Annotated in this window: 20 protein-coding genes; 10 read left to right on the top strand and 10 right to left on the bottom strand. The window is 72.2% G+C overall.

Going from position 1 to position 12707, the window contains the following annotated elements; all coding sequences use genetic code 11:
• The first annotated feature begins 20 nt into the window (after positions 1–20).
• On the top strand, positions 21–1178 hold the full coding sequence (locus IF45_RS0114635) for an FUSC family protein (protein WP_030307802.1): 1158 nt from the start codon (positions 21–23) through the stop codon (positions 1176–1178).
• 7 nt (positions 1179–1185) lie between these two features.
• Here the strand turns inward: IF45_RS0114635 and IF45_RS33315 are convergent, their stop codons facing one another.
• From IF45_RS33315 to IF45_RS0114615, 4 genes are read right to left on the bottom strand one after another with little or no spacing between them, the layout of a single operon-like run.
• The gene (locus IF45_RS33315; protein ID WP_010643642.1) at positions 1186–1341 is read right to left on the bottom strand and encodes a hypothetical protein; all 156 of its coding nucleotides are present in this window, start codon (positions 1339–1341) and stop codon (positions 1186–1188) included.
• 43 nt (positions 1342–1384) lie between these two features.
• Positions 1385–1792 (bottom strand): hypothetical protein, encoded by a 408-nt coding sequence (locus IF45_RS0114625; protein WP_008406886.1) that lies wholly within the window; start codon positions 1790–1792, stop codon positions 1385–1387.
• Positions 1789–1935, bottom strand: a complete 147-nt coding sequence (locus IF45_RS33310) for a hypothetical protein (protein WP_003949778.1) — start codon at positions 1933–1935, stop codon at positions 1789–1791. The genes IF45_RS0114625 and IF45_RS33310 overlap by 4 nt, the downstream gene beginning before the upstream one ends.
• The gene (locus IF45_RS0114615; RefSeq protein WP_003949779.1) at positions 1932–2123 is read right to left on the bottom strand and encodes a hypothetical protein; all 192 of its coding nucleotides are present in this window, start codon (positions 2121–2123) and stop codon (positions 1932–1934) included. The genes IF45_RS33310 and IF45_RS0114615 overlap by 4 nt, the downstream gene beginning before the upstream one ends.
• A gap of 106 nt (positions 2124–2229) precedes the next feature.
• Here IF45_RS0114615 and IF45_RS0114610 point away from each other — a divergent pair, with 106 nt between their 5' ends.
• From IF45_RS0114610 to IF45_RS0114595, 4 genes are all read left to right on the top strand, one after another.
• On the top strand, positions 2230–3066 hold the full coding sequence (locus IF45_RS0114610) for a helix-turn-helix domain-containing protein (protein WP_030307800.1): 837 nt from the start codon (positions 2230–2232) through the stop codon (positions 3064–3066).
• Positions 3063–3272, top strand: coding sequence for a DUF397 domain-containing protein (locus IF45_RS0114605; protein ID WP_030307798.1), 210 nt, complete (start codon positions 3063–3065; stop codon positions 3270–3272). The genes IF45_RS0114610 and IF45_RS0114605 overlap by 4 nt, the downstream gene beginning before the upstream one ends.
• A 160-nt stretch (positions 3273–3432) precedes the next feature.
• Complete coding sequence (locus IF45_RS0114600) at positions 3433–3648, top strand: DUF397 domain-containing protein (RefSeq protein ID WP_003949782.1); 216 nt, start codon at positions 3433–3435, stop codon at positions 3646–3648.
• 30 nt (positions 3649–3678) lie between these two features.
• Positions 3679–4074 carry a VOC family protein gene (locus tag IF45_RS0114595; protein WP_008410295.1) on the top strand — a complete coding sequence of 132 codons (396 nt, stop codon included), beginning with the start codon at positions 3679–3681 and terminating at the stop codon, positions 4072–4074.
• 176 nt (positions 4075–4250) lie between these two features.
• On the opposite strand, the gene IF45_RS0114590 is transcribed toward IF45_RS0114595, so the two are convergent.
• Positions 4251–4715: a helix-turn-helix domain-containing protein gene (locus IF45_RS0114590; RefSeq protein WP_030307796.1), complete on the bottom strand. Its 465-nt coding sequence runs from the start codon at positions 4713–4715 to the stop codon at positions 4251–4253.
• A gap of 209 nt (positions 4716–4924) precedes the next feature.
• Between IF45_RS0114590 and IF45_RS0114585 the strand changes: the two genes are divergently transcribed.
• The 3 genes from IF45_RS0114585 to IF45_RS0114575 are packed head-to-tail and all read left to right on the top strand — an operon-like array spanning position 4925 to position 6835.
• On the top strand, positions 4925–5446 hold the full coding sequence (locus IF45_RS0114585) for a DUF4232 domain-containing protein (RefSeq protein ID WP_008410291.1): 522 nt from the start codon (positions 4925–4927) through the stop codon (positions 5444–5446).
• A gap of 44 nt (positions 5447–5490) precedes the next feature.
• Complete coding sequence (locus IF45_RS0114580; RefSeq protein WP_026235415.1) at positions 5491–6174, top strand: MOSC domain-containing protein; 684 nt, start codon at positions 5491–5493, stop codon at positions 6172–6174.
• Entirely contained in the window at positions 6167–6835 is a 669-nt protein-coding gene (locus IF45_RS0114575) for a uridine kinase family protein (RefSeq protein ID WP_030307795.1), read from the top strand. The genes IF45_RS0114580 and IF45_RS0114575 overlap by 8 nt, the downstream gene beginning before the upstream one ends.
• A gap of 1 nt (position 6836) precedes the next feature.
• Here the strand turns inward: IF45_RS0114575 and IF45_RS0114570 are convergent, their stop codons facing one another.
• The 4 genes from IF45_RS0114570 to phoU all read right to left on the bottom strand — a co-directional run bounded on the left by IF45_RS0114570 (position 6837) and on the right by phoU (position 9057).
• Entirely contained in the window at positions 6837–7400 is a 564-nt protein-coding gene (locus IF45_RS0114570; RefSeq protein WP_026235414.1) for a TetR/AcrR family transcriptional regulator, read from the bottom strand.
• Positions 7390–7713, bottom strand: a complete 324-nt coding sequence (locus IF45_RS0114565; protein ID WP_003949789.1) for a DMT family transporter — start codon at positions 7711–7713, stop codon at positions 7390–7392. The genes IF45_RS0114570 and IF45_RS0114565 overlap by 11 nt, the downstream gene beginning before the upstream one ends.
• Positions 7714–7834: 121 nt before the next feature.
• The gene (locus IF45_RS33305; protein ID WP_003949790.1) at positions 7835–8002 is read right to left on the bottom strand and encodes a hypothetical protein; all 168 of its coding nucleotides are present in this window, start codon (positions 8000–8002) and stop codon (positions 7835–7837) included.
• A 374-nt stretch (positions 8003–8376) separates the two neighbouring features.
• Positions 8377–9057 (bottom strand): phosphate signaling complex protein PhoU, encoded by a 681-nt coding sequence (gene phoU / locus IF45_RS0114555; RefSeq protein ID WP_003949791.1) that lies wholly within the window; start codon positions 9055–9057, stop codon positions 8377–8379.
• A gap of 186 nt (positions 9058–9243) precedes the next feature.
• Here phoU and phoR point away from each other — a divergent pair, with 186 nt between their 5' ends.
• Both phoR and phoP read left to right on the top strand, forming a co-directional pair.
• Positions 9244–10548 (top strand): two-component system sensor histidine kinase PhoR, encoded by a 1305-nt coding sequence (phoR, locus tag IF45_RS0114550; protein WP_008410335.1) that lies wholly within the window; start codon positions 9244–9246, stop codon positions 10546–10548.
• A 5-nt stretch (positions 10549–10553) separates the two neighbouring features.
• Complete coding sequence (gene phoP, locus IF45_RS0114545; RefSeq protein WP_003949793.1) at positions 10554–11225, top strand: two-component system response regulator PhoP; 672 nt, start codon at positions 10554–10556, stop codon at positions 11223–11225.
• Between the two features lie 87 nt (positions 11226–11312).
• On the opposite strand, the gene IF45_RS0114540 is transcribed toward phoP, so the two are convergent.
• Entirely contained in the window at positions 11313–11993 is a 681-nt protein-coding gene (locus IF45_RS0114540; protein ID WP_030307792.1) for a hypothetical protein, read from the bottom strand.
• Positions 11994–12707: the final 714 nt, after the last annotated feature.

Raw genomic sequence — 12707 nt, 5'->3', positions numbered from 1 at the left:
CGGGACGTGCGGGGGCGGCGGTGTTCCGGCACCCGGGCCATGAGCGCAACCTCGTCCTGCTGGTGCTCAAGAGCGCGCTGGCGGCCACGGTCTCCTGGTGGCTGGCGAAGGAGGTCCTGGGCTTCGAGTCGCCGGCCTTCGCCCCGTTCTCGGCGCTCCTGGCCGTCAACACGACCGTGGACACCTCGATCCGCCAGGCACTCCGCTACACCGCGGCCGTCACGGTGGGCGTCACCGTGCAGGCCGTGGCCGGGTTCCTGCTGGGAACCGGACTCTCCGTCTTCCTGGTGGTTGCCTTGGTGGCCCTGGCCATCGGGCAGTGGAAGGGGCTCGGTGAGCAGAGCGCGCAGGTCCCCACCGCCGCGTTCTTCGCCTTCTCGGCCTTCACCTCCGCCTCCACCACGCTCACCCGGGCCACCATGCTCGGGGAGATCGTGGCGCTGGTCCTCGTCGGCTGCGGGATCGGCCTGGTGGTCAACGTCTGTCTGGCACCGCCGCTGCGCTACCGCAGCGCCGAACAGGGCCTGCGCTCCTTCGCCTGCGAGATCCGCGGCCTGCTCCGGGCCGTGGCCGAGGGGCTGGAGGCCGGGGAGTACGCTCCGGAGCGGACGCGGGAGTGGCGGGCCGGCGGCGAGCGGGCCCACCGGGCGGCCGTGCAGGCGCGGGCGGCGCTGGAGACGGGGGACGCGAGCCTGCGCCGCAACCCCCGCCGGCTGCTTCCCTCGCACCGGCGGATCACCGGATTCCACCGCTACCGCCAGGTCCTCAGTGCGATGGACCGGGTCGTCTACCAGCTCAACTCCCTGATCCGCAGCCTCGAACAGTGGCGCGAGACGGAGAACACCTACTCCTCCGCCCCGCTGCTCACCGCCTACAGCGTCTACCTGGCCGCGCTGGCCGACGCCGTCGACGTCCTCACCGAGCTCGACCTCGACCGCATCCCGGAACGCACCACGCGCCTGCGCGAGGCCGACGAGGTGGCGGAGCGCGCGTTGGAAGAGGTGCTCGGCCAGGCGGACCGCCAGGAGCTCCCGCTCACCGACCCGCACCGCCCCTTCGGCGTCCTGGTGGTGGAGGCGACCCGCCTCCTGGAGGAACTGCGCTACGTGGCCGACGCGTTGGACGCGGCCGAACAGCAGGGCGTCGCCGAGCGCGAGCGGGAATCCCTGGCGGCCTGACCGCCCCTCACCAGTCGGTCACCTCGTGGAGCCTGCCGCAGCCCAGCATCGGGCAGCGCACGTACCGGGGAGCGTCCGGGGGCTCCGGCCGGGGCTGGTCCGGCTCCGGGGTGCCCGGCGGGTCGGGCCGGTCGTCGTCGGGGGATGGGTTCGGCGTGGTCACGGTGTCTCCTCGGTCGGGATGGGGGGCCGTCCGGCCGCCGCCGTCACGCGGGCGGCCGGACGGAGCTTGCGGGGATGAGCAGGGGCCGGGCGGTGAGCTGATACCAGGCCGGGCCCTCGCGGGCGGTGAAGCGGTACGGGTAGCCGGCGGCCAGGCGGTCGGCGGCCTCCTCGGCGTAGTCCGGGTCGGCGGCCCAGAAGCGGAGTTGGGCCGGAGCGTGCTCGGCGGTACGGGGCGTGGGGCGCAGTGCCTGCGCGGGCAGGCGGGTCGTGTGCGGATCGGGGTCGAGGGCGTCGGCGAGGCGGTGGGCCTGGCGGCGCAGCCACCGCAGGGCGAGGCGGCGGGTCGGGGCGACGACCCCGCCGAGGAACACGGAGGAGGCGGCCGCACCCCCGTGGACCTCGGCGAGGTACTCGACGCCCGTCGCCGGGCAGGCTCCGGGCGCGGTCATAGGGCGCGCCGGAGCCAGCGGCGCAGGCGGTTCTCCTCGGCGATGCGGGCCCGCAGGCGCCGCAACTGCGGGGAGTCCTCCGCCGGTTCGGCGGGCTCGTCCGGTCCGCCGGGGGGTTCGTCGGGCGGGGCCGGCGTGTTCACCGGGGCTCCGGGGCCACGCAATCGGCCGAGTCCTGGTGCCGTCTGAGCAGGACGCGGCAGTCGGTCGCCCTGCTCCAGTCCCGCTCGGCGTTGGCCTCCGCCTCGCCCTGCCGGAACTCCTCGCAGGAGTCGCAGTCGACGCGGGCGCTTGCCGGGTCCCCGTCCGGGGCAACGTTCAATCCGGGCATGCCTGTTCCTCTCTGTAGCCATTTCGCTACCGGGAGCACTCAGGCTGACCTAGAGTCAAAGCGCGATCAACGTGACAGTTGAGCACGGAAGGTTGGTGATGCCTCCTTGAATCGCAAGGAGCTGAACCCGGAAAGCAGTCCCCAGGCGGCTTACGGCGCGCGTTTGCGCGAGCTGAGAGAGGGACTGGGCTGGACACAGCAGATGATGGCCGACAAAGTCGAATATGCCAGTTCGCATATGTCGGCCGTGGAAACTGGTCGGAAGCTTCCGACCTTGCGTCTCTCCCGCCGACTAGACCGAGTTTTCGGCACGTCTGGCTCGGAAGAGTCCTTCGAGCGCAAGTGGCGAGAGATGAAGCAGGGGAGCTTGCTCGAAGGCTTCCCGCAGTTCATCGGCTACGAGGGGCGCGCGGCAGAGGTCCGGTTGTACGAGGTGGGCGTCATGCCCGGTCTGCTGCAAACGCAGGAGTACGCCGAGGCCCTGGCGCAGAGCGCGGTGAAACGAGGTGCGATCACCGCTGAACAGGCCGACGAGCGGGTCAGCTTGATCGCTGAACGCCAGACGGTTCTCCAGCGGCAACCTCCGCCGCTCGTCTTCGTGGTTCTGGATGAGGGATGCCTCCGTCGGCCCGTCGGGAGCCCGAAGGTCATGGACGCACAGTTGGCGCATTTGGTCGAGTTCGCCGACCTGCACAACACCGTGCTTCAGGTGGCGACTTTCGACATGGGTGTTCGCCGACCCTTCAACCTGCCGATAACCTTGCTCACGATGCCGGATCGTTCGCTGATGTCATATGCCGAATCGGCTCAGCAAGGGCATCTGGAGCGGGAAAGTACGTCAGTACTGCCTCTGCTGACGGCCTACCATCAGCTACAGGCCGAGGCTCCGTCCCAGGCGGCGTCTGTGGCCATGATCAACCAGTTACGAAAGGGCACCCCGTGACGACCGAATCCCCCCGCTGGTTCAAGTCCTCCTACAGCGACAACGGCGGCCAGTGCGTAGAGGTCGCCACGAACCTCGTCGCCTCGCGCGGCACCGTCCCTGTTCGTGACTCCAAGGTCGTGAGTGGACCGGTGCTCAGCGTCCCGGCCGCCGCGTTCTCCTCCTTCGTGGCGGGCGTCAAGGCGGGCGAGTTCCGCTCGGCCTGACCCAGGCGAACAGCGTCAAGGAAGCCCCGTCCACCTCCCGTCGCGGGAGCGGTGGCGGGGCTCCTTGCTGTCCCGGCCACGACGCGGAGGCGCTCTCGCGCGGGGCGAGGCGGCGCCTTACGCTCGGCTGACGAACAGCCGTCTGCGAAGGGGTACTTCCATGGCGTCCACGTCCCCGTCCCCGCGTTGGTTCACGTCCACGTACAGCAACAACGGCGGCAACTGCGTGGAGGTGGCCACCAACCTGGCCGCCGCGCACGGCACCGTCCCTGTCCGTGACTCCAAGGCGCCGGGCGGCCCGGTCCTCGAACTCCACGCCGCCGCGTTCTCCTCCTTCGTGGCGGGCGTCAAGGCGGGCGGGTTCCGTTCGGCCTGATCCGGTGGGCCGGCCTTTAGAGTCGCTCGCATGCTGCGACTCGGTATCCCGGTCATCGGTGTCACGGACCTCCCCAGGGCGGTGACCTTCTGGACGGAAGCCCTGGATCTGGTGGCCGCCGAGGAGTGGCGGTCCGAGACCTGGCGGACGCTCCATCACGCCGACGGCTCGGGTCGCGCCCTGGCCCTGATGCTCAGCGATTCCCCGCCCGAGCCACGTCCCCGCCTCCACCTCGACCTCTTCACGGACTCGGCCGAGGAGCAGCGGGCGGAGGTGGACCGCCTGACCGCGCTCGGAGCCCGGCCCGTCGACTGGCAGCTGTACCCGCCCCGGCCCGACTTCGTGGTCCTGTCCGACCCGGACGGCAACCTCTTCTGCGTGGTCGACCTGAGCAACGCGCCGAGCGGCGGCGGACCGGTGTCCTGACAGCACGCGCGGCCCGGGGCGCCCCGCCGGAGCTCGCCGGCCTCCGGTCCACCTCGTCCAGGGTCATCTCCGTCCACCGAGCCCGGACGAAGCCTTTCCGGCCGACTCTGATCAGGAGGTCCCGCAGCGTGTTCGGGTACAGCACGCACGCGTCGTAGAGCACGACAAAGGTCATGTCAGAGCAGTCCCAGCTCCTGGTCCAGCTCCATCAGGTCGTCGGCTGCTCCCTTGCGTGCAGAGTCGTCCTCCCGGATGTACTGGTGCAGATCGGCGAAGCGGATGCGGCGGTGGCGGCCCACGAGCCTGAAGGGGATCTCGCCGGATTCGAGGAGTCCGATCAGGTAGGGGCGGGAGACGTTCAGCATGTCGGCGGCCTGCTGGGTGGTCAGCTCGGCGTCGACCGGCATGACCTGCACGCCCTGTCCGTTGGCCAGGGCGGCCAGCATCGAGGCGAACATCTCCGCCACAGGCCGTGGCAGGACGAGCGCCTCGTCGTCGGCGCCGGTTTCCAGGCGTACCTGGATGTCGTCGTCGCTCCCGGCTGTCCTTGAGAGGTAGTCGTTGATCCGCCGCAGTGCGCGCTGGGCGTCGCCCGCGTCCACCACGCCTGGTTCGAGCTTTTTCCCGGTTGCGTTCCCCATGGCGCCTCCACCGTTGCATTCGAGTTGTTCGCAACAAGTGAAATAAGCGCAACCCGGCTGCGGCAACTGTGCCCGATCGGGCGAAGCCGGGTCGTCAGGTGCGTGTGCGGGTGACGTCGCTACAACCTCGCCCCCCTCAAGCCGGTCAAACTGACCACAACCGCCCGCAGGCGCTCGCCCCGGGCGGAGTTCGACACAGGGGGTACCCCATGCGTGTCCGTCCACTGCTCGCTCTCACCGCCGCCGGGGCGGCGCTCGTCGCCGTCGCCCCGCAGGCCGGGGCCGCCACCGTCCAGGCGGCCCCGCTCCCCACCTGCCGCCCCTCCGCCGTGGAGGTCGGGGCCAGGGCGGACGCCCGGGACAAGACCGTCGTCCGGATCACCGTGACCAACCGGGGGCGCCACACCTGCGCCGTCGACCGCCTGCCCACCGTCACCTTCGGGAACCTGGACGGGGCGGCCCAGCACGTTCCGCCGGGGGAGAGCGGGCCGTACCGGCTGGTGACGGGGCAGGAGGCGTACGCGACCGTGCGGACCGTCGGGACGCCCGGGGACGAGACCCGGCGGGTCGGCGGCGTGACCGTGGCGGCGGACCCCTCGCACCACGGACGGACCTTCTCCGCGCGGGAGTTGGGGGCCGGCCGGTACGTCGAGGTGTGGGAGCCGGTGAGCTCCTGGTGGAAGGGGTCGGCGCGGGCGGCCGACGAGGCCGTGGGGGTCGGGCGCGGGTAAAAATCCGTGGTCGGCGGGGGCGTGGTGCGCATAGCGTTCCGGGTATGGAACTGCTTTCCGTGAACGTCGGCGTGCCCCGTCCCAACCCCTGGAAGGGCGTGACGACCACGGGGATCGACAAGCGTCCCGTGGCGGGTCCGGTGGCGGTGTCCGCGCCGGGGCCCAAGGGGGACGGACAGGTCGGGCTGGCGGGCGACCGGGTCTACGACGTGCGCCACCACGGCGGCACCGACCAGGCCGTCTACGCGTACGCCCGCGAGGACCTCGACCGCTGGGAAGGGGTGCTCGGACGCCCCCTGGCCGGCGGCGCCTTCGGCGAGAACCTCACGACGCGCGGCCTCGACGTCAACGGTGCCCTGATCGGCGAACGCTGGCGGATCGGGGCGGACGTGGTGCTGGAGGTGGCGGTACCCCGGGTGCCGTGCGGGACGTTCCAGGGGTGGCTGGAGCGGGCGGGGTGGATCAAGGAGTTCACCGTGGCCGCCGAGCCGGGGGCGTACCTGCGGGTGGTGGCGGAGGGGGAGATCCGCGCCGGGGACCGGGTGGAGATCGTCCACCGGCCCGGCCACGAGGTGACGGTGGCCCTCGCCTTCCGGGCCCTGACCCGCGAACCGGAGCTGCTGCCCCTCCTGGCGCCGGCCGACGCGCTGCCCGAGGAGGCACGCGAGACGGTCCGGCGCAGGACCGCGACGGACACCCCCGCGAGGACGGAGGGCGGACATGGCTGACCCCACCTCCGGTGAATCCGGGCCGTACGCCCTCTTCGACGTCGCCGCCTACGCCGCCCGCGTCCGCGCCGGCGCCGGGGACCGGGGCGGCCACTACCTGCTCGGCGTGGACGGACCCGGCGCCTCCGGCAAGAGCACCCTCGCCGGACAGCTCGCCCGCCACCTCCCGCAGGCCCACATCGTCCACGTCGACGACTTCCACCTGCCCAGCGCCGACCGCACCCGGGCCGGCGCACCCGTCGGCCCCGGCTTCGACCTGCGCCGCCTGCGCGAACAGGTCCTCGCCCCGGCCGCACGCGGGGAGCCTCTGGCGTACGAGCGGTACGACTGGGGAAGCGACCGGCTCGGGGAGCGGGTCGAGGTCCCGGCCCGTACCCCGCTGATCGTCGAGGGCGTCTACAGCACCCACCTCGCCGCCCGCCCCTACTACCACCACCGCCTCTTCTGCCGCGCCGCCCGCGCACTGCGCCTCCGGCGCGGCCTGGAGCGCGACGGGGCGGCGGCCGAGCCGCTCTGGACGGGCGAGTGGATGCCCGCCGAGGACGACTACGTCGCGGCCGAGCGCCCCGACCTGGCGGCGGACACCGTGCTGAGCAGCGACCACGAGACGCCGGGGGACGACGGGCCGAGGTACTGGCACACCCGGCGGACGGCCCGCTGACCTACCGGGCCGCCCCCTCGATCACCACCCGCATCGCCGCCTCCACCCGGCCCGCGTCCACCGGCTCGTCCCGCAGCAGGGCCTGGAGGAAGAGGCCGTCCAGGGTCGCCGTGAGGGTGGCGACGGTGGCGGGGTCGGTGGTGAAGGGGGCGGCCAGCTCGGCGAGGACGGCGGTCCAGCGGGCGGCGGCCGGGCGCAGGGCCGGACGGCGGGCCGCCTGGAGGTACAGCTCGTACTCGGCCAGCGCCCGGGAGCGGTTCTCCTCCTGGCAGGCGGTGAGGTGGGCGGCGAGGTCGCCCAGGCCGTACCCCTCGGGGAGCAGGGCGGCGAGGTCGCGGGCGTAGGCGTCGGAGCTGTCGCGCAGGGCGGCGGTGAGGAGGTCGTCGACGGCCGGGTAGTGGTACGAGGCGACCGACTTGGGGACGCCCGCCTCGGCGGCGACGGCACGGTGGGTCACCCCCGCGACGCCGTCCCGCTCGATCACCCGGACCGTCGCGTCCAGCAGGCGGCGCCGGGTCTCCTCGCCGCGCGCCCGGCGGCCGTCCGCCACGGGTTCAGTGGGCACCGCCGGCCTCCAGGGCGACCACACCGGCGGCGACCAGGACCAGGCCGCCGTACTGGACGGGGGTCAGGCTGTCGCCGAGGAAGGCCGCGCCGATCAGGGCGACCAGGGCGACGCCGGCGGCGGCCCAGATGCCGTAGGCGACGCCGATGGCCATGCCGCGCTTGAGGACCAGGGCGAGCAGGGTGAAGGCGGTGACGTAGCCGACGACCACGACGACCGACGGGGCGATCTTCGAGAAGCCTTCGGAGAGCCGTAGCGAGATCGTCGCCGTGACCTCGGCGAGGATCGCGCACGCCAGCAGGACCCACGTCATCGTGATGCTCCGTTTCGTTGCAGCGGGAATCTTCCGGACGAACAACCTGGACGTTTGTCCAGTTATTCCGGCACGGAGAGGCCCACGACCGCACGGGTGCGGTCGTGGGCCGGGCGGAGGGTCAGCCGCAGCCGCCCCCGCACTGGCAGGAGCCGCCGGACTGGCACCCGCAGCCGCAGCTGGAGCCGCAGCCGCAGGCGCCCAGCAGGACGAGCCGGGGCAGGTCGCGGCGGTCGGCGGGGTGGACGCGCTGTTCCTGGGTGGTCTCGGGTGTGCGGGCCTGGGCCATGGCGTTCCCTTCACAGGTCGCGGGCGGACGGCGTACGCGGCCCGGCCGGCGCGGTGGCGGTCGATCGGCCGGGTACGCGTCCGCAGCTCGCGGACGGGCGGGCGGTGCGTACGGCTCGGAGCCGTACCGCCTCTCATTGGACGCCCCGACCGGCGGGCGCATCAACGGCGCACATGGGCGTGCGGGCAGGGGCGGTCGCACGCCGCTGCGCCCGCTCACACCACCGCACGTGACGGGCGGGACGGCCGGGGCACCGGGAGCGGACGTGACCGGCGGGACGACAGGAGGGGCGGGACGACAGGAGGGGCGGGATGCCCCACGGCACCCCGCCCCTCCTGTCGTGCGTGACCTGTGTCGTGCGTGACCTGTCCGGGCTACACGCCCTCGACCGGCACCCCCGGCGTCTGGATGCCGTCGGCGTGCTCGCCGGTGACCAGGTAGACGACGCGGTTGGCGACCGAGACGGCGTGGTCCGCGAACCGCTCGTAGTAGCGGCCGAGCAGCGTCACGTCGACCGCCGTCTCCACACCGTGCTTCCAGCGGTCGTCCATCAGGTGCTGGAAGAGCGTGCGGTGCAGCAGGTCCATCTCGTCGTCGTCGGTCTCCAGCTGGAGCGCCAGGTCGACGTCCTTGGTGATGATCACCTCGGCCGCCTTCGCCATCAGGCGCTGCGCCAGCTGCCCCATCTCCAGCAGCGTCGCGTGCAGGTCGCGGGGGACCGGCGACTCGGGGTAGCGCAGCCGCGCCTGCTTCGCCACGTGCTTCGCCAGATCGCCGGAGCGCTCCAGGTCGGCGCTCATCCTCAGGCTCGTCACGACGATCCGCAGATCGGTCGCGACGGGCTGCTGGCGGGCCAGCAGCGCGATGGCCCGCGCCTCCAGGTCGTGCTGGAGGTCGTCGATCTTCTGGTCCCCGGCGATCACGCTCTCCGCCAGATTCAGATCGGCGTCCAGTATCGCCGTCGTGGCACGTCCGATGGCCGAACCGACCAGCCGCGCCATCTCGACCAGGCTGTCCCCGATCGAGTCCAGTTCCTCGTGGTACGCGTCCCGCATGGGCTCCCTCTCTCCCGGTAACGGGGGGCTCTGGGCCCCACGCTCCCACGATGAGCGGTGTTCGCGACGACATCCGGCATCTCCGGTGAACCAGCTCCGTCGCCACGGTGAACTCTGGGCGACGAGTGGTGCGGGCCGCACTCCCGCCGCTGTGAGCGGGGGGTTCCGCGCGCATAACCTGGACACATGGACGTGAACACGGCAGTGGCCGCGGTGGCCGCGATCGCCGGGGTGTGCACCGGTGTCATCGCGATGCTGGCGTTCCGCTGGAGCGAACGCGAGCTGCGGCGGCCCACCCGCTCCTCCCTGCACAGCACCCCGGTGCTGCCGCCGGGCGTCGACACCGTCCTCTCCGCCCTCCGCTCCTCCGCCGTCGTCCTCGACGAGGGGGACGGCGTGGTCAAGGCCAGCTCCGCCGCGTACGCCCTCGGGCTGGTGCGGGGCGGCAAGCTGGCCGTCGAGCCGATGCTGAAGATGGCCCGCGACACCCGGCGCGACGGCGAGATACGCCAGGCCGAGCTGGACCTGCCGCGCCGCGGCGCCGGCCGGGGGGACGGGCTCGCCGTCTCCGCGCGGGTCGCCCCGCTCGGCTCCCGGCTGGTGCTGCTCCTGGTCGAGGACCTCACCGAGGCCCGCCGGATCGAGGCGGTCCGCCGCGACTTCGTCGCCAACGTCAGCCACGAGCTGAAGACCCCGGTCGGCGCCCTCTCCCTGCTCTCCGAGGCGGTCCGGGACGCGGCCGACGACCCGGAGGCGGTCGAGCGGTTCGCCGGACGGATGGAGATCGAGGCGACCCGGCTCACCAGCCTCGTCCAGGAGCTGATCGACCTCTCCCGGGTGCAGAACGACGACCCGATGGAGGACGCCGAGCCCGTCGACGTCGACGAGCTGATCGCCGAGGCGATGGACCGCAGCCGCCAGGCCGCCGCCCACAAGCAGATCACCATGAGCTGGGGCGGCGACATCGACCTCTTCGTCTGGGGCAGCCGGGGCGCCCTGGTCGGCGCTCTCGGCAACCTCGTCGAGAACGCCGTCAACTACTCCCCGCCCCGTACCCGCGTCGGCGTCGCCGCCCGCCGGGTCGCCGAGCCCGACGGCACCTACATCGACATCACCGTCACCGACCAGGGCATCGGCATATCCGAGAAGGACCGCGAGCGGATCTTCGAGCGGTTCTACCGCGTCGACCCCGCCCGCTCCCGCGCCACCGGCGGCACCGGCCTCGGCCTCGCCATCGTCAAACACGTCGCCGCCTCGCACGGCGGCGAGGTCACCGTCTGGAGCTCCGAGGGCCAGGGCTCGACCTTCACCCTCCGCCTCCCCGAGGCCGGCGCCACCCGCGACCGCCGTACGCGGCCGAAGACACGGCCCCGGCCCGCGACGGGCGGCCCGGACGCCTCCGGCGCGACCGCCGCCCGCACCACCGGCGACGTACCCGTACCGCTCACCGCCCCACCATCCGTTCTTCCTGCCCCGGAGGTCCTTCCGTGACCCGAGTGCTCGTCGTCGAGGATGAGGAATCCTTCAGCGACGCTCTGTCCTACATGCTCCGCAAGGAGGGCTTCGAGGTGGCCATCGCGGCCACCGGGCCCGAGGGGCTCGACGAGTTCGAGCGCAACGGCGCCGACCTGGTCCTGCTCGACCTGATGCTGCCCGGTCTCCCCGGCACCGAGGTCTGCCGCCAGCTGCGCGGCCGCTCCAACGTGCCGGTGATCATGGTCACCGCCAAGGACAGCGAGATCGACAAGGTCGTCGGCCTGGAGATAGGGGCCGACGACTACGTCACCAAGCCCTTCTCCTCGCGCGAGCTGGTCGCCCGTATCCGCGCCGTGCTGCGCCGCCGGGGCGAACCGGAGGAGGCCGTACCGCAGGCCCTGGAGGCCGGACCCGTGCGGATGGACGTCGACCGGCACGTGGTCACCGTCTCCGGTGGCAAGGTCGACCTGCCGCTCAAGGAGTTCGACCTGCTGGAGATGCTGCTGCGCAACGCCGGACGCGTGCTGACCCGGATGCAGCTCATCGACCGGGTCTGGGGCGCCGACTACGTGGGCGACACCAAGACCCTCGACGTCCATGTCAAGCGCCTGCGCGCCAAGATCGAGCCGGACCCGGGCGCCCCGCGCTACCTGGTCACCGTGCGCGGCCTCGGCTACAAGTTCGAGCCCTGACAGGGCCCGGCCCCCGCACGGGGGCCGGAACACGTGAGGAGGGCGGGACCCGCACCGGGTCCCGCCCTCCTCACGTACGTACGCGTCTCAGTGACCGGCGTGCGACGCCCCGTCGGCCGCCTCACCCTGCGCGCCCTCGGCACCCTCAGCGCCCTCGGTGGGGCCGCCCGTCTCGTCGGCCGGGGTCTCGGAGCCCTCACCGGGGCTCGCGGAGGTGTCGGGGGAGGGGCTGCCCGAGGCGGGGGCGCTCGGCATCTCGCTCGGGCCCCACTTCTCGAAGTAGCTGGTGGCCGGGACGACCAGGGTGTTCAGCTTCACGTCACCCGTGCGGCTGAACGTGAAGGTGATGGCCTGCGCGTTGCCGTCGAGGACGGCGGTGCGGCTGCTGGGCAGGACCGCCGAGGCGTTGTCCTCGCCGCCGACGATGAGGCGGCCGCCGGCCGGGATGGTGAGCTTGCCGTTGCCCTGCGCGGCGGTCAGCTCGGCCTTCTTGTTCACGCCGTCGACCACGACCGAGTCGAGGGTCTGGTCCTTGGTGCCGTTGTTGAAGATCGTGGCGGCGACGATCGCCGGACCGGTCGACTCGCGGTCGGGCTGGGTCACGACCACGGCGTTCTGGACCATGATGTCGCCGACCGTGGCCCGTGCGTTGTCCGGGTTGATCTGGTGGGTCTCGGCGTTGTTCCCTGCGGCGCACGAGGCGAGCGAGGCGATCGAGAACGCGATGGCGGCGGCGGCGAGGGCGCCGCGTCGAAGGCTGCTGCTCACGGTGCGGGCAACTCCTTGAACGAGGACGGAACGAGGGCGGTACGGGACAAGGGGCGCATCGGGACCCTCCCGGTCAAGCGTGATCAGGTTACCGAGCCGTCGCCACCGGGATTCACCCGACCCGCCTCCACCCGGACCAGGGACACCCCGGGCGGCCCTACGTCCCCCCGTCGGGAGGGCGCCCGCGCAGCGACCGGCGTACGCCCCGGGCCCTGGCAATGCGGAAATGCGCGGGGGGCTCCGGTGAGGGGGATTCCCGGGTTTTTCGGTAAGGAATGCATGGGCGCCGGGGAAAAGGATCAGAGTCCCGCCGCTTCTCGCCCCGCGCCGCGCCGTGTGATCACCCCGTGATCGCGCCGTGATCCCGCCCGGCGTTTCCCCGGCGCCCCCGAGCCGGCCCCTCCGGGGGCCCCGGACGCGCCCGCGTGATCAATTCCGGCAATGCCGGGAAGTGTGACGCGGTCCCTCGAACGCGGGAGCCGTACAGGGGGTCACCGTACCGGACAAAACAGGACATAAAGCCCTTCCTTTACGGCTTCAACTACCTGTAACGTACGCGTTTCCCTTTCCCCGGAGAGCTGCCCCGACCTGCGAATACCTCGTTCCGCAGGCCCTTCGCAGCACGTTCGCGTTGTTGTTGTCAAGCCCCGAGATATGGCCTGACCTGCGAAAACGCCATTCAAGGGCCCCGATTCTCGTGTTACCCTTGATAGC

The sequence above is a fragment of the Streptomyces albidoflavus genome, assembly GCF_000719955.1.
Classification (GTDB): Bacteria; Actinomycetota; Actinomycetes; order Streptomycetales; family Streptomycetaceae; genus Streptomyces; species Streptomyces albidoflavus.
This window is presented reverse-complemented; position numbering and strand designations above follow the sequence as displayed.

Coding starts and splice junctions, on each gene's coding strand:
- IF45_RS0114585 (WP_008410291.1), top strand. CDS start 4,925: ATGCGTGTCCGTCCACTGCTCGCTCTCACCGCCGCCGGGGCGGCGCTC.
- IF45_RS0114565 (WP_003949789.1), bottom strand. CDS start 7,713: ATGACGTGGGTCCTGCTGGCGTGCGCGATCCTCGCCGAGGTCACGGCG.
- IF45_RS0114600 (WP_003949782.1), top strand. CDS start 3,433: ATGGCGTCCACGTCCCCGTCCCCGCGTTGGTTCACGTCCACGTACAGC.
- phoR (WP_008410335.1), top strand. CDS start 9,244: ATGGACGTGAACACGGCAGTGGCCGCGGTGGCCGCGATCGCCGGGGTG.
- IF45_RS33305 (WP_003949790.1), bottom strand. CDS start 8,002: ATGGCCCAGGCCCGCACACCCGAGACCACCCAGGAACAGCGCGTCCAC.
- IF45_RS0114590 (WP_030307796.1), bottom strand. CDS start 4,715: ATGGGGAACGCAACCGGGAAAAAGCTCGAACCAGGCGTGGTGGACGCG.
- IF45_RS0114595 (WP_008410295.1), top strand. CDS start 3,679: ATGCTGCGACTCGGTATCCCGGTCATCGGTGTCACGGACCTCCCCAGG.
- IF45_RS0114580 (WP_026235415.1), top strand. CDS start 5,491: ATGGAACTGCTTTCCGTGAACGTCGGCGTGCCCCGTCCCAACCCCTGG.
- phoU (WP_003949791.1), bottom strand. CDS start 9,057: ATGCGGGACGCGTACCACGAGGAACTGGACTCGATCGGGGACAGCCTG.
- IF45_RS0114625 (WP_008406886.1), bottom strand. CDS start 1,792: ATGACCGCGCCCGGAGCCTGCCCGGCGACGGGCGTCGAGTACCTCGCC.
- IF45_RS0114575 (WP_030307795.1), top strand. CDS start 6,167: ATGGCTGACCCCACCTCCGGTGAATCCGGGCCGTACGCCCTCTTCGAC.
- IF45_RS0114615 (WP_003949779.1), bottom strand. CDS start 2,123: ATGCCCGGATTGAACGTTGCCCCGGACGGGGACCCGGCAAGCGCCCGC.